The following is a 17,903-nucleotide window of genomic DNA, read 5'->3' on the forward strand; positions in this document are numbered from 1 at the left end:
CTCATACCGTGGCGTCCGGGTGGGAAGGCGACTGCGCCGACAAAGCGGGGTACAGCGCGAGGCGCATGCCCACGAGCGCGTGCAGCGTGTTGCTCAACGAGCGCTGCGAAACGAGCGCGCGCGGCGCGCTCTGCGCCTCGGCGTCGCCTGCGGTGGCGGGCGGCAGTTGCGCGCGGGCGTGGGCCGCGACGCGGCGCATGGCGTCGTCGATGTTCTCGAGCAGCGCGGGCGGCGCGCTCTGGCGCTCGCTTTCGCGCGCGCAGCGCGCATAGTGGTCGCTCACGCCGCTGAGCACGCGGTCGATCGCGTCGATCACTTCGCTGTCGAGCTTGCGCAGCGAGCGGCGCAAATCGAGCGCCGAGAGCGCGATGCGCAGATCGCGAAAGCTCTCGACCGACGGATGGCGATGGTCGTCGGATGCGGCCAGACGCGGAATGATCTGCATGAGCCGGTCTAGCATGCGCGAGGTGAGGTTGCGCTGGTCCGCGATGGGCGTGGGCGAGGCCGAGAGCGCGACGTCGCTCCAGCTCGAGCGCAGCAAGCGCTTCGCCGCGAGTTCGGCGCCGAACGGGCGCGTTGCGCGCGTCCACAGGTACGCGAACAGCAGGCCCGCCACGCCGGCGATATTGCTGTTGAGGAACACGAGGAAGTCGGCCTCGTAGGCGCTTTGCACACTGATGAAAGTCGCCGTGTTCACGGCCACGAGCATCGTCACCATATTGAAAGCGGGGCGTGGAATGAGCGTGCCGATCAGGATGAACGGCCCCGCGAACAGCAGCACGAGCATGGCGAAGTCGTGCACCTTGGGCAGCACGACGAACAGGTACAGGCCCGCAAACACCACGCTTGCCGCCGTGGCGAGGAAGAAGCGGAACACGAGCGGCGCGGGCTCGTCGGACGCCGCGAAGAAGCAGCAGGCCACGGCCGCGAGTGTCACCGCGCCCGCGCCGTCGTGCCAGCCCGAACTCACCCACAGCCAGCAGGCCACGAGGATCGCGCTCATGGGCACGAAGCACGAGAACAGCATGAGGCCGCGGTCGTAGAAGCGCTCGGTGCCGCCGAGCCGCCAGTGCCGATAGCGCGCGCGCCATGTGCCGCCCCCGTCGTGCGCGATGAGCGCGCGCAGCGCGCGGCAGTCCTGCCACACGTCGATCACCTGGCCGAGGCGCCAGAGCGCGTTGGAGAGCAGTGCGCCTTCCCAGCTCCCCAGCGCGTCGCGCGCGGGCTGCAGCGCGGCGACGCGTCTGCGCAGGCTTTCCGCGGTCGCGTCGCCCGCATCGTCGTGCATGTCGGCGGCGCGCGTGGGCAGCGGCTCGCTGAACCAGCGGGCCGCGTCGTCGAGCAGACTGTCGAGGCCCTCGGGCCACACATGCAAATCGCGGCGCAGCGCGATGAGCGGGTCGGCGAGCGCGGAAATCATCGGCAGAAAGAGCAGCATGCGCCCGCGCAGCGATTCGGCGCGCGAAAGGATTTCCGGGTGCGTGTGGTCGTAGCTCAGCTGGCTCAGCAGGAATTCGAGCTGGTTCACAGTGGCCGCCAGGCGCTGGCGGCAGGCCGAAAGCGCGTTGCCCACAATATGGCCCGAGAGCGTTTCGCTGCCGTACCAGGCGGCGTCGCGGAACCACGCGTCGGCGCGTTCGATCAGCGTGGGCGCGAGGCGGCTCGGCAAAATGTTGCTGCCCACCACGCTCGCGCAAATGATGCCGAGCGTGATTTCCTCGGTACGCGCGATGGCCACGTCGAAGATCGTGGTGGGATCGGTCACCGTGGGCAGCGCGATGAGCGGCATGGTGTAGCCCGCGAGCATGAACACATAACTGCGCGCGGTTCGGTCCGAGATCGCCAGAAAGAGCAGCGTGCCGGTCCACGCGGCGACGATCACGCTGAAAAGCAGCGGAGTTTCGACGAAGGGCGGCACGAGCAGGATGGCAGCGGCCGCGCCGAGCGCCGTGCCGAGCGCGCGATACAGTGCCTTCGAGCGCGTGGCGCCCACGAAGGGGTTCGAGACGATGTACACGCTTGCCATCGCCCAGTAGGGACGCGGCAGCTGGAATACGAGCGCGATATAGAGCGCAAGCATCGACGCGGCGAAGGTCTTGACCGAAAAGAGCCAGTCGCGGATGGAGGGGTAGGTCATGGGTCCGCTTTCTGCTTTCAGTCGTGTAAGGCCCGGTCAGCCTGGTCAGCGGAGGGCGCCGCATTGAACGCGTTGAGCACGCGCAGCGTCGCTTCGAGGTCGGCGCGGCTCACGCCCTTGAGCACGCGCGCACGCAGCGAGCGCAGTTCGTCCTCCATGCGCTCGGTCACGGCGCGGCCTTCGCTCGTTAGCGAGATCGTTTTGGCTCGGCGGTCGTCGGGGTCCTCGTCGCGGCGTACGAGCCCGGCGGCGCACAGCTGGTCGAGCAGCCGCACGAGCGAAGGGCCTTCAATGCCCACGTGCTCCGCGAGCGTGACCTGGCGCACGGCTTCACCGAGACGCCCGGCGGTGAGAAGCGGCGCGGCGCACGCTTCGGAGACGTTGTATGCGGTGAGCGCGCCGTGCGTCGTGCGCCGCCATTTGCGTGCCGCCACCACGAGCGTGCTGCTAACCGCAAGGCGTAAAGTATGAAGATTCGACATCGGCGGATAATAGCCCAAAGCGATTCGATAGCAAACTATCTTTTTCTTTCGCAGCGCCACGACTCGGATGGTATGCGAGTCGGGAGCGGGCTGCTTTCTATGTGGTGCGCGGTGATGCGTGGGGCCAACAATACGCGGGGAGCGCGGCTGTTGGCCGTTTTTTATAGGCGCTTAACGATTTGACCAGCCGGCAAGCAGGGCGGGGAGCTGCACCATGTCGGTGAAAACGTGCGCGACGCCCGCCTCGAGCAACGCTTGCGCGCTGCTGTGGCCGGGCTCGGGCGGGCTGTAGCCGAATACGGTGGCGCCCGCGGCGAGGCCCGCGCGCGCGCCCGTGACCGTGTCCTCGACCACGGCGCAGCGCCCGGCCGCCACGCCCAGACCGGCCGCCGCCGCGAGATAGACATCGGGATGCGGCTTGCTGCGCGGCGTTTCGTGGCCGCTGTAGATGTGCCCTTCGAAGCAGTCGAGCAGGTTCACCTTGCGCAGTTGCAGCTCGACCTTGCGCCGGTCCGCACCCGAGGCCACGGCGATGCGCCCGTCCATTGCCGCGTGCACCGCGCGAACGGCCGCGGGCGCGCCCGGAATCTCGACGAGATCGCGCTCGAGCGCCTCGTTGCGGCGCGCGCGAAAGCCTTCGAGCCAGGCATGCGTGATCGCGAAGCCGGTGTGCGCCTCGATACGCGCCGCTTCGTCTTTCACGGCCTTGCCCACGAAGATGCCCATGGCTTCGTCCACCGAGAGCGTCCAGCCGAGTTCGCCCAGCATCTGCGTGAGGACCACGTGCGTAATGCGCTCTGAGTCGACGAGAACGCCGTCACAGTCGAAGAGGATGGCGTCGAAAGGGATGGGGGACATCGTTTGCCTGCGGTTGCGTTATGCCGTGCGCATCGGGATCGCGCACGCAAGAGCGCGATGATAACCGGGGTCGCGTTTGTGTGGGCTTTTCGCGGGCAATTCACTGAAGTGGGGGCGGGCCAGGGCGGCCCGCCATACGGGGTGCGGTATCAGCGGGACTGGCCAGCGCCCGGTGTCCCGCTACATCAACCGAGTTCGATGACGATACGGCGCCAGCCGCCCATGCGCTCGTCCGTGACGATGCGCCCCGCGGCCACGGCCACGCCGCGCGCTTCGCTTGCGGGCAAGTGGATCTCCGCCGACATAGGCGCATGAGGCATCGCCCCGGTCGCTTCGACGGCGAGCGTGAGGGTGGTTGCGTCGCCTTGCGCGCACACAATCCACTCGCCGAACGCCCCATGCCGCCACGCCTCGGATTCGCCGTCGTCCTCCACATAGCGGCGGCACACGCGTTCGCCGCCCGCGAACGGCACCACGATGAATGCGCGCTGGTCGGCGCGATGCCCGAACTGCTGCTCGGCGACGTTCAGCGCAATCACGCTGCCCTCGCGCACCAGCATGACGGGCCGGTCCCACGGCGCGGGCAGCGTCACGCTCTGGCCGCCCTCGAACGGCTCGCCGCTCCAGTAGCAGGTCCAGCGCGCCCCGGTTGGAAGCCAGACTTCGCGCTCCGTTTGCCCCGGCTCGACCACGGGCGCCGCGAGCAGCGAAGCGCCGACCATCATGTCGTCGGATTCGGCGTAGCAGCGCGCGTCGTCGGGAAACTCAGCGAAGGTCGGGCGCAGTACGGGCTCGTAGTGCGTCGTCGAATCCCAGAGCAACTGATACAGATAAGGCAGCAGCCGGTAGCGCAGTTTGAGCAGCGCCGAAACCTGGGGCGTGAGCTGTGGGTACATCCACGGTTCGTTGACCGTGCCGTCGTCGTTCCAGGAGTGAATGGAAAAGCGCGGCATCCACACGCCGAACTGTATCCAGCGCATGAACAGTTCCGGCTCAGGTGCGGGACCCGCAAAGCCACCAATATCGTGGCCGATGTTCGACACGCCCGAAAGCGCCAGCCCCAAGCCCATTTTCAGGTTGTAGCGCAGCGTTTCCCACGAGGTGCAGTTGTCGCCCGACCAGGTCTGCACGTAGCGATGCATGCCCACACCTCCCGCGCGCGAAACGAGGAAGGGACGCGTAGTGGGCGCGTGCTCGCGCTGCGCGTCGCGCGAGGCGCGCATCATCAGCAGCGTTTGCAGAACCTTGGCTTCACGCGCGGGCCACGGCGTGCCGAAGCCATGGGCCATAGCGTGGGGCGACCAGATCTCGAACTCGTTGTTGTCGTTCCACGTGGCGGCGATGCCGTAGCGCAGCAGCGCGTCTTTCACGTGCGCCTTCCACCAGAGCGCGGCGGCGGGGTTCGTGAAGTCGAGATACGCGCCTACGTCGTCCCAGAACTGCACCCACGCCGGTTCGCCGTTGCGGTCCTCGATCAGCAAGCCTTCTCGCGCGGTTTGTTCGAACTCCGGATGATCGCGCAACATGCATGGCTTGATATTCGCGCATAGCTTCACGCCATTTTCCAGGTAATCCTGAACGAAGCGCGCGATGTCGGGAAACTTCTCGTGATTCCAGTTGAACACATAGCGCTTCGCGCCGATCGACGTATAGCCCGACGACAGATGAAACGAGTCGCAAAGCATATCGTGCTCGCGGCAGCGCTCGAGGAATTCGCCCATGCGGCGCTGCGCGTCGGGCGCATCGGTGTAGCTCATGGTCGAGCCCGAGTAGCCGAGGCCCCACTTCGGCATGAGCGCCGGGCGGCCGGTGAGCCATGTGAAGCGCCGCACGGCCGCAAGCGGCGTTTGCGGCGAGGCGATGAAGTAGTAGTCGAGGTCGCCGTGGTCGGCGACGAAGTGGCGGTAGGGGCCGTGATAGTTGTCCAGCTCGCGGCCCATGTCGAAGGTGCAGTCGGCGAGCGTGTCGTAAAAGAGGCCGAAGCCGAGCCGCGCATCGCGTTGCCAGGTCAAATAGAACGGAATGTGCTTGTAGAGCGGGTCGGTTGTTCTCGCGTTGTAGCCCATCGCGTCGACATTGGTCATGCGGTAGCTTTGGTTCGCGCGGTCGAGCGAGCCGGCGCGTTCGCCGAGACCCAGATACATCTCGCCGGGCTGGCGGCGCACGTAATGGTAGACGCGCTCGTCCCACCAGCCGAAGTTGTAGGCCTGCGTCGCGCGGTCCTGCAGCACGCAGAGCCAGCCGTCGCGGTCGCGCATTTCCCATGTGCAGTGGCCGCCTGCCAGCGCGATGGTGAGCCGGATCTGCGAGGTCTCGACGCAGATCTCATCCGGATTGGAAAGGATGCCGAACGAAGGCAGCGCGAAGCCGGTCGCGTCGAGCCGGTCGCGGCCCTCGTACGGAACGTCTTCTAGCCCTGGCGCAATGGCCCACGTGCGCGGCCCATGCGCGCGGCCATCGGGCAGTACGCGTACGCGCACGATATCTTCTTCGAGCACGAACACATCGATCGTGGCGCCTTGTGCGCTTTCGAGGCACAGGTGGTGCCCGTCGTGCTGCGCGAGCGTGAACCTGGGGGGATGGAGGAGCGTCGTCATGGGTGTTCCTTGTTGGTCTTGCCGGGCGCTGTCATGCACGCGCCAGCTTGTATTCGCTGCGCGATTGCCCGCGGATGAGCCACACGAGCAGCGCGGCGCCGATCAGGTCGAACGCGCCGAGGCTCGCGAACAGCGGGCCGTAGCCCACCTTGTCGGCGAGCGCGCCGACCACGAGCGAGAAGCTCAGTCCGCCGATCCACGCAGCCATGCCCGCGAAGCCGCTTGCCGTGCCGACTTCGCGCGGGTCGAACACGTCGGCGGCGAGCGTGTTGACGAGCGCGGAGATCATCTGGTGGGCGAAGCCGCCGACGCAAAAGAGCGCGATGGCCATATACGGCGAAGCGACGAGCCCGATGCACGCGGGCCCGATCATCATGAATGCGCCGAGCACCACGCCCGCCACGCGCGACCACAGCAGCGGCATTCGGAAATGGCGCATCAGGAAGGGCGAGAGATAGCCGCCCAGAATGCCGCCCAGGTCCGCGGCGACGAAGGGCAGCCATGCGAACGCGGCAATTTGCTTGAGGTCCATGTGGCGTTCAGTGGCCAGATAGAGCGGGATCCAGAAGCTGAAGGTTTGCCAGGCCGGTTCCGCGAAGAAGCGCGGCAATGCAATCGCCCAGAAGCGCCGCGATGTGACGACCTCACGCGTGCTCGCCTTGCCCTGCGCCGCCGGCCGGTGCTGCCCTTCCATGATGAACGCGCGCTCGCCTTCGCTAATGCGCGGGTGAGCGCTGGGCGCGCGATAGAGCGCGTACCAGGCGGCGGCCCAGATGAAACCGACCGCGCCCGTCACGATGAAGGCCGTTTGCCAGCCAAAGCGCAGTGAAAAGAAAATGACGACGGGCGGCGCGAGCACGGCGCCCAGCGACGTGCCCGCGTTGAAGTACCCGACTGCCACCGACTTTTGCCGGTCGGGAAACCATTCCGCAACGGCCTTCATGCCCGAGGGAATGGCCGCGGCTTCGAAAAGACCGAGCAAGCCGCGCATGGCGCCGAGCGACAGCCAGCCCGTGGCGAAGCCGTGCATGACGCCCGCTGCGGACCACAACGCGGCGAACAGCGTGAAGCCGATGCGCAGTCCGAGCAGGTCGACGATGATGCCGCACACCGGCTGCATGATGGTGTAGCCGATTTGAAAGGCGGCGACGATATACGAATATTGCTGCGTGCTGAAGCTCAGCACGTGCCGGAGTTCGGGCGCGAGCACCGCCAGCGAGTTGCGCGCCAGGTAGTTCAGAATGGTGCCCACGCAAACGAGGGCAATGATCCACCAGCGCAGGCCTTTGACTGTTTTCAAGTTTTGTCTCCTCCTGTTTCCGCGCGCGGTGACGTGTTGCGCCTGGAGAACAGTTCACTGTACTAATTAAATGGGGCTTTTCGTGTAGGCGCTCCGTGTCGTGCGTGCCGGGTCGTGACCGCTACAAGTTATACGACAACGCACATCTGTGTTTTCGCTGATGCTAAGTTTTGCGGCTAGCAGGTGTCAAGATACGCAGGGCCAGGCAGGCGACGCCAGTACGCGTGTTTGGTGCTTTATATTTCGCCGGTTTGAGCGAAATCACACCTTTGCGATAAAGGCCGGCGTATCGCGGGAGGGGTGCTTGACGGCGTCCGGGTGCAAATCTACGATGGCTCCGACTTTTCATGATATCGGTTGTCGTATGACATGGCTATCGCCCGCTTCGTTCGGCTAGCCGGTGCGTTCAATAACATAAGGAGACCTGATGAAAAAACACGCTACGCTGCGTGCCTTTCTGCTTGCGGCAGCAATCTGCGAGGTGGCACCCGTTCAAGCGCAATCGAACGTGACGCTATACGGCGTCGTGGACGACGCGATCAGCTACGTCAACAACCAGAACGGCAGCTCGAACGTATACCTGCGGCAGGGCAACCTTTACGCCTCCAAGTTCGGGCTTCGCGGTAACGAAGACCTGGGCGGGGGAACACGTGCGATCTTCGATCTCCAGGCAGGCTTCGACGCGAACACGGGCGCGGCGTCGTCGGCCGGATTGCTTTTCAACCGCCAGGCCTACGTGGGCCTCGCCAACGACACCTACGGCACCGTGACCCTGGGCCGCCAGTACACGCCCTATATGCTCTTCGTCGGGCCGCTTGCGTCCAGCAGCTGGCTCACGGGCGCGACCGGCGCGCACCCCGGCGATTACGACAGCCTCGACACGACGGTGCGCATCAACAATGCGCTCACCTATACGTCACCCGTTTTCAAGGGCGTGAGCGCGAGCGTGCTGTACGGATTCAGCGGCATAGCCGGCAGTCCGGGCGCGGGGCAGAGCCTCAGCGCCGCGCTGCGCTACACGGCAGGCCCGCTGAGCCTCGCGGCCGGTTATCTGCGCTTGAATAACACGGGCCGCACGCTGAACTTCGATCCGAACGCGTCGGGCTCGTTTGCCGTTTCGGCGGTGAATCGCGGCTATGCGTCGGCGCGCGCGGTGCAGAACATCGCCGCCGCCGGCAACTACACGCTGGGCGATTTCACTTTCGGCTTGAATTACACCAACGTGCAATATCTGGCGGGCGGCAGCGCGGCGTTCGCGAACACGGCCGTGTTCAACACGTACGGCGCACTGGCCGCATGGCGCGCGACACCGGCGTTCGATCTCGCGGGCGCGTTCTCGTACACCATGGCGGCGAAGGCGAACGGCATCGCGAACGCAGCGCGCTACCAGCAATACTCGCTGCGCGAGTCGTGGCATCTTTCGAAGCGCACCACGCTCTATGCGCTGCAGGCGTATCAGCGCGCGAACGGTCAGACGCTCGGCGCCACAGGCGCTATCACCGGCGCCGTGGCGACAGTGGGGGACTCGCAGAACGCAACGCCTTCGTCGACGAACGCGCAGTTTGTCGGCATGGCGGGGATTTCGGTGCTGTTCTAGTCCGGCCGGACCTACCCGGCCAGGTAGGTCCGGCTGGGTAGGTGTAGCCTGATGCGGCGTTGGTCCGCAGGCGTGAAACGATGGACAATAGCGTACCCAATCGCCATCCAACCGCTCTCATGTCCACCGACGACAAGAACACCACCCCAGCGCCCAACGAACCGCCCGGCCGCGCCAGCTACACGCAGTTCGCCGATCGCTACGCCGAGCAGGCCCCCGTCAAGCCGCACAACGCGCTCTACGAGCGTCCCGCCACGCGCTCCCTGCTGGGCGCGGTGGAGGGACTCGACGTGCTCGACGCGGGCTGCGGGCCCGGCATCGTGAGCGCGGAGCTGGCGGGCGAGGGTGCGCGCGTGCAGGCCTTCGACGTTACGCCAGCGATGGTCGAACTGGCGAAGACGCGTTGCGCGGGCCTTGCCGTCGAGCTCACGCAGGGCGATCTCGCGCAGCCGCTTGAATGGCTCGCGAGCGCTTCGGTCGACCGTATCGTGTGCTCGCTCGCACTCGATTATGTCGAGCACCTCACGCCGACGTTTCAGGAGTTTCACCGCGTGGCGCGCCCAGGCGCACTGCTGGTGTTTTCGATGTCCCATCCCATGCGCGACTGGATCGACACGCGCACGCGCGGTTCGCGCACCTACTTCGAGACGACGCGCTTCGGCCTGCATTGGGGCGGCTTTGGCGAGCCGAAGCCTTGGGTGGAAGCATTCAGGCGCCCGCTTGCCGATATCTTCAACGCGCTCATGGAAACGGGTTGGGCCATCGACCGCGTGCTCGAACCCGTGCCGCAAGCGGAAATGAAGGCGGTATCGCCGGCGCTGCACGCAGAACTCGTGCAGTCGCCGGCGTTCATCTGCGTTCGCGCGCGGCGTGTTTGAGTGTTTGAGCGGCCGTGCGGCGCAATGAGCGCTTAACGGCGTGTTTCGCGCGAGCCGGCCGAAAGCGACTCTTCGAGCGCGGCAACACCGGCAGGCAGATCGACCTTCACGCCGAGGTCGCTCATCGTGCGGCCAAGCGCGTGCACGGTGCGGAAGAGATTGTGCTCGCGGCACTGCTCGCCCATTTGCCCGATGCGAACGATCGGGAGACCGAACGATCCGGCAATCTCAACCTGATATTGCTGCGAGATGTGGTTGCACACCTCGCGCGCGGTCGCGCCTTCGGGCAGCTCGATGCCGACCACGGAATTCAGGCGGCACGTTGGCGGCGTATAGAGCGCGAGGCCCAGCGCGCTCACGCCGCTTTGCAGCGCGAGCGAGCAGCGCAGGTGGCGCGCAAAGCGCTTTTCAAGCGTTTCCGTGCACACGAGGCGCAGCGCCTCGTGCAGCGCCAGCACGCCCGAAACGGGCGCGGTGTAGTGGTAACCGGCGTTGTGCCAGAAGTTTTCGGCGAGCATGGCGTCGAGGCACCAGTGCGTGTTCGGCGCGGTGCGCGTGCGCACGCGCTCCCATGCGGCGTCCGAGAAGGCAATGAGCGACACGCCGGGGATCGACGAGAGGCCCTTTTGGCCGCCCGTGATCACGACGTCGATGCCCCAGGCGTCCATTTCCAGCGGCATGGTGCTCAGCGTGCACACGGCGTCGACCACCACGAGCGCGCCGGCGGCCTTGGCAAGCTGCACGATTTCCTTGAGCTCACGATTCCAGACCGTGTTGGACGTTTCGCCATGGACGATCGTGACGACTGCCGGGCGCGTGCGCTCGATGGCCTGCGCGACGGCTTCGAGCGAGGCGATCTCGCGGTTGGCCACGTCGAGCGTGGTGACTTCGGCGCCCACGCGGCCCGCCATTTCGGCCATGCGCTGGCTGAAGAAGCCGTTGACGATGGAGAGCACGCGGGTGCCGGGCCACGCGAGGTTCGAGATCGCCATTTCCATGGCCGCCGAGCCCGGTCCGGCTACGCCGAGCACCCAGTTCGAGTGCGTCTGGAACACGTAGCGCGCCATCGCCTTCACCTGGTGAATGACGCGCGCCATGGTGTCGCCGAGGTGATTGATGACGACGGTGTTGGCCTTGGCCACGGCGTCGGGAATCGGCACAGGGCCCGCACCCATCATGAGGAGCGGCTCCTCGGGCAGGATGCGGTCGAGCGTATCGACAGTGGGGCAAGGCACGGGCGCGGCCCCGGCCGCCGCCGCCGCGGCAGCGCGCGAAGGGGTCAGCGGATCGGAGTGGAGCGCGTTGTCGTTCATCTTGGGTACCTTGATTGACCGGGAAGTGGGTTGCGTGGGAGGCGCGGATCGTGCGCCTTCAGGCAGTGTTGTGCGGCGCGGCAGTGCTGGCCATGTACAGTTGCGCGGAATTTCGCTGAACAGTCGTTTGGGCGGCATTGCTGCGCTGCGGCCTTTGTACAGCCACCCTATAATCGATCGCATCGCCCGATAATGCAAGGAAGACAGCGTATGTCGCAATTCGCCGTGGACAATCCATTTCTTGAAACGCTCGGCGTGAGCGTCGCGCAGTGGCGCGAGGGTTATGCGGAGCTTGTCATGCCTATCGACGCTTCGAAGCTCAATCGCCAGGGCGTGCTGCAAGGCGGCGCGATTGCCACGCTGCTCGACGCGGCGGCTGGCTATGCGGGGTTGTTCGCGCCGGTTGGCGACGCACCGCGCCATGGTTTCACGCTCTCGCTCACGACCAACTACCTCGACAAAGGCCTTGGCCAGTTCGTGCGCGCGAAGGGATTTCTGGAGCGCGGCGGCCGCTCGATCTTCTTTGCGCGCGCCGAGGCATGGGTGGACGATCAACTGCTGATTGCGAGCGCGCAGGGGACGTTCAAGTATTCGTATCCGAAGAAGGCTTGAACGGTCGTCGTGCCGGGTTGAAAAAGCCCGCCGTCTCGATCGAGGGGCGGGCCTGGCGTGAGCGGCGGTTTTGGCCGGAAGCGCGTTATCCCAGCAGCAGCGCGTCGTCGTCGAGCTTCTCGTGGCGATTCTGCTCGAACATGCGCAGAAGGTCCGGCACGTCGAGTCCGCGGCGAGCATCGCCCGAAACGTCGAGCACCACCTGACCCTGGTGCAGCATCACCGTGCGCTGGCCGTAGTCGAGCGCCTGGCGCATGCTGTGCGTGACCATCATGGTCGTGAGCTTCGCCTCTTCCACGATACGCGCGGTCAACTCCAGCACGAACGCGGCCGTTTTCGGATCGAGCGCGGCCGTGTGCTCGTCGAGCAGCAGGATGCGCGAAGGCTGCAGCGACGCCATCAGCAGACTGACCGCCTGGCGCTGGCCGCCCGACAGCAAACCGATGCGATCGGTCAGACGATTTTCCAGGCCCAGGTTCAGGAGTCGCAGCTTCGCGCGAAACAGTTCGCGGTCCTGCTTTTTCAGGGCGGGACCGAAGCCGCGGCGCTTGCCGCGCGCCATCGCAAGCGCCATGTTCTCTTCGATGGTGAGCGCTTCGCAGGTGCCGGCCATCGGGTCCTGAAACACGCGGGCGACGAGAGGCGCGCGGTCCCAGGCCTGTTGCTTCGTGACGTCGTGGCCGTCGATGGTGATCGTGCCGCTATCCACGCGCTGGTCGCCGCTGATCGCGTTGAGGAAAGTGGACTTGCCCGCGCCGTTCGAACCGATCACGGCCACGAACTGGCCGCTCGGAATCTCGAGCGTGAGCCCGCGCAGCGCGCGCGTTTCGATCGGCGTGCCGGGGTTGAAAGTCAGTTTGAGGTCTTTGGCGCTGAGCATTTCATGCCCTCCCGTTCTTGCGGCCGAACAGCTTCTTGCGCGTGGCGGGGAGCACGAGCGCGATCGTCACGAGCACGGCGGTGACGAGATTCAGGTCCTGCGCCTTGAGGCCGATGAAGTCGCTGTTGAGCGCGAGCGCAATGAAGAAGCGATACAGGATTGCGCCGAGCACGGCGGCGAGCGTGGTGAGCCCGAGCCGTCGCGCGGGCAGGACGCTCTCGCCGATGATCACGGCTGCAAGCCCGATCACGATGGTGCCGATGCCCATCGAAATGTCCGAGCCGCCCTGGGTTTGCGCGAAAAGGGCGCCGGCCAGTGCGACGAGCGCGTTGGACAGCGCCATGCCGGCGAGCGTTGCGCGGCCCGTGGCGATGCCCTGCGCGCGCGCCATGCGCGGATTCGCGCCCGTTGCGCGCAGCGCGAGACCGTATTGCGAAGAGAAGAACCAGTCGAGCCCGAACTTCGCGGCCAGCACGACGACGAGCAGCGCGAGCGGGCGCAGCACGTAGTCGGGCAGCCAGGCGGGCTGGATGATCGTGAATACCGTGGCTTCGGAAATGAGCGGCACGTTCGGCGCGCCCATCACACGCAGGTTGATCGAATAGAGCGCGATCATCATGAGGATGCTCGCGAGCAGATCCATGATCTTCAGGCGCACGTTGAGCCAGCCCGTAATGAAGCCGGCGATTGCGCCCGCAACGATCGCACAGGCGGTCGCGAGAAACGGATCGTGGCCCGCGGCGATCAATGTGGCCGCCACGGCGCCGCCCAGCGGAAAGCTGCCGTCGACGGTGAGATCGGGGAAGTTGAGGATGCGAAACGAGATCAGCACCCCGAGGGCCACGAGACTGAAGATCAAGCCGATCTCGAGTGCGCCCAGAAGCGAGTAGAGGGACATGAGGAGAAATCCTGTTGCGGTCTGCGGCGGCGGTGCACCGGAGTCGATGCGCGGCGCACCGCCCGGATGGGGCAGCGCGCCGCTGTGCATCGTCGTTACGCAAATGAGCGGCCTTTATCGGGCCTGGCAGTGTGGCGCGTGCGATGCGCCACGCCTGCGGCTTACTTCACGACCGTGGTCGCGTCCTTGAGCAGGTCGGCCGAGAGCGTCACGCCTTGCTTTTGCGCGGCGGCCGGATTCACGAACAGTTGCAGCTTGCTGCTGGTTTCCGAGGCGATTGCGCCCGGCTTCTCGCCCTTGAGAATACGCACGACGACCTTGCCCGTTTGATGACCGAGGTCGCTGTAGTCGATACCGAGCGCCGCGATGGCGCCGCGCTTCACGCTGTCCGTATCCGAAGCGACGAGCGGAATCTTCGCGTCGTTGGCGACCTTCACGAGCGCTTCGTACGCCGAAACCACGTTGTTGTCGGTGTTCGTGTAGATCACGTCGACCTTGCCGATCAGGCTCTTCGCAGCCGGACCGATGTCCACGGTGCGCGGCGCGGCGGCTTCCTTCAGCGTCATGCCTTGTTGCGCGAGCAGTTCCTTGAGCGCCTTCACGACCACGACCGAATTCGCTTCGCCGGGGTTGTAGACCATGCCGACGGTTTTCGCGTTGGGCACGACGCGCTTGATGAGCGCGACCTGCTTGTCGAGCGGCAGCTTGTCGGACACGCCGGTCACGTTCGTGCCGCTCGGCGTCCACGTCTTGACGAGTTGTGCGGCCACCGGATCCGTCACGCCCGAGTACACCACGGGCACGGACTTCGTTGCGGCCACAACGGCCTGCGCAGAAGGCGTGGCGATCGCAACGATCGCGCTCGGGTTGTCGCCCACGAACTTGCGCGCGATCTGCGCGGCGGTGCCCGTGTTGCCTTGCGCGCTCTGGTATTCCCACTTGAGATTCTTGCCGGCGTCGTAGCCGGCGGCCTTCAGTTCGTCGCGCACGCCGTCGCGGATCGCATCGAGTGCCGGGTGCTCGACGATCGACAGCACTTCCACGGTCGCGGTTTCGGTGGCGCGTGCGGCGCCCGAAGTCAGCGCGAGCGCGGCGGCGCCGGCGATCAGGGAAAGGGTGGCGGCAACGGTTGCCTGCTTGAAGGTCTTCATGCGGTTTGATCTCCCCCGAGTGCTGGGTTCTTGCGGTTTTTTCGGATCTGCAGGGTGCGGCATCGCCGGCTTCACGCGTGGCGGGAGCACGCGGCATGCGCCGTCGTGGTGCATGCGGGCGCGGCGAGGGAGCGAGGATACCACCGACTCTTGCGGGGCTGGAACGCGTTGGCGGGGCAGTGAGGCGGCCGCGCGACGGTGCCGTGAAGATTTATTCGAGATTGCACAATCCGATTATGGGGAAACGCTGCGCTTTAACGAAAAGTTTCTCGCTTTCGGGGTTTGGGTGAAAAGTGCGGGTGAGATGGAGGGTGATATGGATTGTGTATTTTTTTCAAAAATTTCATTTTAAGGTTATTGTAATATTTATCCTTATAAATCAACGATTTGGCGTGTTTTGCATTTAGGGTATTCCCGGTATCTCGATAATGTGTTCGATGATTTTTGTGTGGTTATCGACTGATATTTATTTTATTGATTCGCGCGATTCGTCGATCAGATCTCGTTGAAAATTAAAATAACCGACAAAGCCCTGTAAAAATCAGAAATCCTGTCATTTCGTACACCCGCATCAACCGGTCGTCTCAGGGCGGAGAGTGGTCCGCAACCCGCATGAAAGGGCATTTTCCCGAGCTTTTTCAAGCGCTTTCCGGCATCCCCCTCAATTGACCGATGTCAAAAGTCAAGTCGATATCCGAAAAAACCCTTAGTTGCCGTGAAAATGGATTATTGATAGCATCCGCGGGTCGCTGATTCAGGCCGGTCCACCTTACCGGTACGAATTGCAGCGAACGGGGCAGGCGGATCGCTTGCGCAACAGAGTCTGTAACTCAGCAGTCTCTCCGAACTCAGCCGCCTACCAGGGCGCTGATACACGCCGGGCCCCGTCACGTCTTTTTCTCTGGTGCTCGTCGTGGTTGTTCCCCATTGAATGTCATTGGGGCGCTGTTCGTTTGCGCAGGTCATTCCGTCTGACCGGTTGACCCGAAAACAATCGAGGAGCTCCTGATGACGTTGTCCCGTCTTACCGCTGTTTCCGTGGCTGCCGCGCTGCTCGCATTTGGTGCAAGCGCAAACGCCGACACCGTGAAGATCGCCATTGCCGGCCCGTTCAGCGGCCCGGTCGCCCAGTACGGCGACATGGTCAAGGCGGGCGCGCTGACTGCCATCGAGCAGATCAACGCCGCCGGCGGTGTGAACGGCAACAAGCTCGAAGCCGTCCTGATGGACGACTCGTGCGAGCCGAAGCAGGCTGTCGCCGTCGCCAACAAGATCGTTTCGCAGCACATCCAGTACGTGGTTGGCCACGTTTGCTCGGGCTCGACGATTCCCGCCTCGGACATCTACGAGAACGAAGGCGTTGTGATGGTCACGCCGTCGGCCACCGCGCCGCAGCTGACCGAAGGCAAGAAGCGCCAGTTCATCTTCCGCACGATTGGCCGCGACGACCAGCAAGGTCCGGCAGCCGCCGCCTACATCATCAACAAGGTCAAGCCGAAGAAGGTCGCGATCCTGCACGACAAGCAGTCGTACGGCCAGGGCATCGCCACGTCGGTCAAGGCCGCGCTCGACAAGGCACACATTCCCGTTGTCGTGTTCGAAGGCATCAACGCCGGTGATTCGGACTACTCCGCAGTCGTCACGAAGCTCAAGTCGCAAGGCGTGGACTTCGTCTACTTCGGCGGTTACCACCCGGAAATGGGCCTGCTCATGCGCCAGTCGCGTGAACAGGGCGTGAAGGCTACGTTCATGGGTCCGGAAGGCGTGGGCAACAAGGACGTGACGGCCATTGCCGGCCCGGCTTCGGAAGGCATGCTCGTCACGCTGCCCGCCGACTTCGCTTCGGACCCCGCCAACGCCAAGCTCGTGAAGGCATTCGCCGACGCCAAGCGCGACGCGAACGGCCCGTTCCAGATGCCGTCGTACGCTGCGGTTGAAGTGATCGCCGACGGCATTGCCGGTGCGAAGAGCACGGACCCGACCAAGGTTGCCGCCTACCTGCACAAGAACGCGTTCAGCACGCCGATCGGCAAGGTCGAATACGACGCACAGGGCGACCTCAAGTCGTTCCGCTTCGTCGTCTACACGTGGCACAAGGACGCCACGAAGACCGCCGCGAACTGATCCCGGCGCTGCACGCAGCAAACGCCCCGCTCCTGGTGGCGGGGCGTTTTTGCAGCGGTTGCGCGCGCAACTAAAGCAACAGGATCGGTTTCAAAGGTCTCTCCAAAGGTCTCTTATCGGCTTCACAGCCGCGGGGCTTACGCATGAATGATTTTCTTCCGCAGTTCACCCAGCAGCTCGTCAACGGGCTCACGCTGGGCGCGATCTATGCGCTGATCGCCATCGGCTACACGATGGTCTACGGCATCATCGGCATGATCAACTTCGCTCACGGCGAGATCTACATGATCGGCGCTTATGTGGGCCTCGTCACGCTCACGGCCATCGGCACCTCGGCGGGTTATCCGCTGCCGCTCGTGCTGGGCGCGGCGCTCATTGTCTCGGTGCTCGTCACCGGGCTCTACGGTTTCGCGGTCGAGCGCGTGGCGTATCGGCCGCTGCGCGGCGGCCCTCGCCTCGTGCCGCTCATCTCCGCCATCGGCATGTCGATCTTTCTGCAGAACTACGTGCAGATCGGGCAGGGCGCGCGCGACGTGTCCGTGCCGATGCTCATTTCCGGCGCGCTCGACTTCAACATGGGCGGCAACTTCGAAGTGACGATTCCGTACGCGCGCATGTTGATCGTCGGCGTCACGCTCGTGTTGATGATCGCGCTTACGCTCTTCATTTCGCGCTCGCGCATGGGCCGCGCGTGCCGCGCCTGCGCCGAAGACATGAAGATGGCCAACCTGCTCGGCATCGACACGAACCGCGTGATCTCGTTCACGTTCGTGCTCGGCGCGATGCTCGCGGCGGTGGGCGGCGTGCTGATCGGGCTGACGATCGGCAAGCTCAATCCGTATATCGGCTTCATTGCGGGCATCAAGGCGTTTACGGCCGCGGTGCTCGGCGGTATCGGCAGCATTCCGGGCGCGATGCTCGGCGGCGTGCTGCTCGGTCTCGCCGAAACCCTCGCTTCGGGCTACATGCCCGCGGAGTACAAGGACGTCGTGGCCTTCGGCCTGCTCGTGCTCGTGCTGCTCTTCCGTCCCACCGGCCTGCTCGGCAAGCCGGACGTCGAAAAGGTGTGAGGTCGA

14 protein-coding genes are annotated in these 17,903 nt (G+C 64.9%); 5 read left to right on the plus strand and 9 right to left on the minus strand.

All coding sequences use genetic code 11. The annotated features are described in order from the left end of the window. Position 1: 1 nt before the first annotated feature. The 5 genes from U5A65_RS10895 to U5A65_RS10915 form a co-directional block, all read right to left on the minus strand. Positions 2–2,137 (minus strand): FUSC family protein, encoded by a 2,136-nt coding sequence (locus U5A65_RS10895; RefSeq protein WP_321946259.1) that lies wholly within the window; start codon positions 2,135–2,137, stop codon positions 2–4. Between the two features lie 17 nt (positions 2,138–2,154). Next, positions 2,155–2,619, minus strand: a complete 465-nt coding sequence (locus U5A65_RS10900; protein ID WP_158760321.1) for a MarR family winged helix-turn-helix transcriptional regulator — start codon at positions 2,617–2,619, stop codon at positions 2,155–2,157. Between the two features lie 171 nt (positions 2,620–2,790). Then, positions 2,791–3,477, minus strand: coding sequence for an HAD family phosphatase (locus U5A65_RS10905; RefSeq protein ID WP_321946260.1), 687 nt, complete (start codon positions 3,475–3,477; stop codon positions 2,791–2,793). A 185-nt stretch (positions 3,478–3,662) separates the two neighbouring features. Next, positions 3,663–6,074, minus strand: coding sequence for a glycoside hydrolase family 31 protein (locus tag U5A65_RS10910; RefSeq protein ID WP_321946261.1), 2,412 nt, complete (start codon positions 6,072–6,074; stop codon positions 3,663–3,665). Between the two features lie 31 nt (positions 6,075–6,105). Further along, the gene (locus U5A65_RS10915) at positions 6,106–7,374 is read right to left on the minus strand and encodes an MFS transporter (RefSeq protein ID WP_321946262.1); all 1,269 of its coding nucleotides are present in this window, start codon (positions 7,372–7,374) and stop codon (positions 6,106–6,108) included. Positions 7,375–7,801: 427 nt separating this feature from the next. Here U5A65_RS10915 and U5A65_RS10920 point away from each other — a divergent pair, with 427 nt between their 5' ends. Together U5A65_RS10920 and U5A65_RS10925 are read left to right on the plus strand one after the other, a co-directional pair. After that, complete coding sequence (locus tag U5A65_RS10920) at positions 7,802–8,971, plus strand: porin (protein ID WP_321909389.1); 1,170 nt, start codon at positions 7,802–7,804, stop codon at positions 8,969–8,971. Positions 8,972–9,090: 119 nt separating this feature from the next. Then, the gene (locus U5A65_RS10925; RefSeq protein ID WP_321946451.1) at positions 9,091–9,849 is read left to right on the plus strand and encodes a class I SAM-dependent DNA methyltransferase; all 759 of its coding nucleotides are present in this window, start codon (positions 9,091–9,093) and stop codon (positions 9,847–9,849) included. A gap of 32 nt (positions 9,850–9,881) precedes the next feature. Here the strand turns inward: U5A65_RS10925 and U5A65_RS10930 are convergent, their stop codons facing one another. After that, positions 9,882–11,027, minus strand: a complete 1,146-nt coding sequence (locus tag U5A65_RS10930; protein ID WP_321909832.1) for an alanine--glyoxylate aminotransferase family protein — start codon at positions 11,025–11,027, stop codon at positions 9,882–9,884. Positions 11,028–11,372: 345 nt separating this feature from the next. On the opposite strand from U5A65_RS10930, the gene U5A65_RS10935 reads away from it, so the two are divergent. Beyond that, positions 11,373–11,774: a PaaI family thioesterase gene (locus U5A65_RS10935; protein WP_321909387.1), complete on the plus strand. Its 402-nt coding sequence runs from the start codon at positions 11,373–11,375 to the stop codon at positions 11,772–11,774. Between the two features lie 85 nt (positions 11,775–11,859). On the opposite strand, the gene U5A65_RS10940 is transcribed toward U5A65_RS10935, so the two are convergent. The 3 genes from U5A65_RS10940 to U5A65_RS10950 form a co-directional block, all read right to left on the minus strand. Then, positions 11,860–12,654: an ABC transporter ATP-binding protein gene (locus U5A65_RS10940; protein WP_321946263.1), complete on the minus strand. Its 795-nt coding sequence runs from the start codon at positions 12,652–12,654 to the stop codon at positions 11,860–11,862. 1 nt (position 12,655) lies between these two features. After that, entirely contained in the window at positions 12,656–13,552 is an 897-nt protein-coding gene (locus U5A65_RS10945; RefSeq protein WP_321946264.1) for an ABC transporter permease, read from the minus strand. 161 nt (positions 13,553–13,713) lie between these two features. After that, positions 13,714–14,703 carry an ABC transporter substrate-binding protein gene (locus U5A65_RS10950; RefSeq protein ID WP_321909379.1) on the minus strand — a complete coding sequence of 330 codons (990 nt, stop codon included), beginning with the start codon at positions 14,701–14,703 and terminating at the stop codon, positions 13,714–13,716. A 1,008-nt stretch (positions 14,704–15,711) separates the two neighbouring features. Between U5A65_RS10950 and U5A65_RS10955 the strand changes: the two genes are divergently transcribed. Beyond that, positions 15,712–16,827 carry a branched-chain amino acid ABC transporter substrate-binding protein gene (locus U5A65_RS10955; RefSeq protein WP_321909377.1) on the plus strand — a complete coding sequence of 372 codons (1,116 nt, stop codon included), beginning with the start codon at positions 15,712–15,714 and terminating at the stop codon, positions 16,825–16,827. A 143-nt stretch (positions 16,828–16,970) separates the two neighbouring features. Beyond that, complete coding sequence (gene livH, locus U5A65_RS10960; protein ID WP_028213765.1) at positions 16,971–17,897, plus strand: high-affinity branched-chain amino acid ABC transporter permease LivH; 927 nt, start codon at positions 16,971–16,973, stop codon at positions 17,895–17,897. The last annotated feature ends 6 nt before the right edge of the window (positions 17,898–17,903 follow it).

This window comes from Paraburkholderia sp. J10-1 (assembly GCF_905220165.1).
GTDB lineage: Bacteria > Pseudomonadota > Gammaproteobacteria > Burkholderiales > Burkholderiaceae > Paraburkholderia.

Bases quoted from the DNA above. Each gene is read 5' to 3' on its own strand.
- U5A65_RS10935 (WP_321909387.1), top strand. From the start codon at position 11,373: ATGTCGCAATTCGCCGTGGACAATCCATTTCTTGAAACGCTCGGCGTG.
- U5A65_RS10925 (WP_321946451.1), top strand. From the start codon at position 9,091: ATGTCCACCGACGACAAGAACACCACCCCAGCGCCCAACGAACCGCCC.
- U5A65_RS10950 (WP_321909379.1), bottom strand. From the start codon at position 14,703: ATGAAGACCTTCAAGCAGGCAACCGTTGCCGCCACCCTTTCCCTGATC.
- livH (WP_028213765.1), top strand. From the start codon at position 16,971: ATGAATGATTTTCTTCCGCAGTTCACCCAGCAGCTCGTCAACGGGCTC.
- U5A65_RS10905 (WP_321946260.1), bottom strand. From the start codon at position 3,477: ATGTCCCCCATCCCTTTCGACGCCATCCTCTTCGACTGTGACGGCGTT.
- U5A65_RS10920 (WP_321909389.1), top strand. From the start codon at position 7,802: ATGAAAAAACACGCTACGCTGCGTGCCTTTCTGCTTGCGGCAGCAATC.
- U5A65_RS10910 (WP_321946261.1), bottom strand. From the start codon at position 6,074: ATGACGACGCTCCTCCATCCCCCCAGGTTCACGCTCGCGCAGCACGAC.
- U5A65_RS10940 (WP_321946263.1), bottom strand. From the start codon at position 12,654: ATGCTCAGCGCCAAAGACCTCAAACTGACTTTCAACCCCGGCACGCCG.
- U5A65_RS10930 (WP_321909832.1), bottom strand. From the start codon at position 11,027: ATGATGGGTGCGGGCCCTGTGCCGATTCCCGACGCCGTGGCCAAGGCC.
- U5A65_RS10895 (WP_321946259.1), bottom strand. From the start codon at position 2,137: ATGACCTACCCCTCCATCCGCGACTGGCTCTTTTCGGTCAAGACCTTC.
- U5A65_RS10900 (WP_158760321.1), bottom strand. From the start codon at position 2,619: ATGTCGAATCTTCATACTTTACGCCTTGCGGTTAGCAGCACGCTCGTG.
- U5A65_RS10945 (WP_321946264.1), bottom strand. From the start codon at position 13,552: ATGTCCCTCTACTCGCTTCTGGGCGCACTCGAGATCGGCTTGATCTTC.
- U5A65_RS10955 (WP_321909377.1), top strand. From the start codon at position 15,712: ATGACGTTGTCCCGTCTTACCGCTGTTTCCGTGGCTGCCGCGCTGCTC.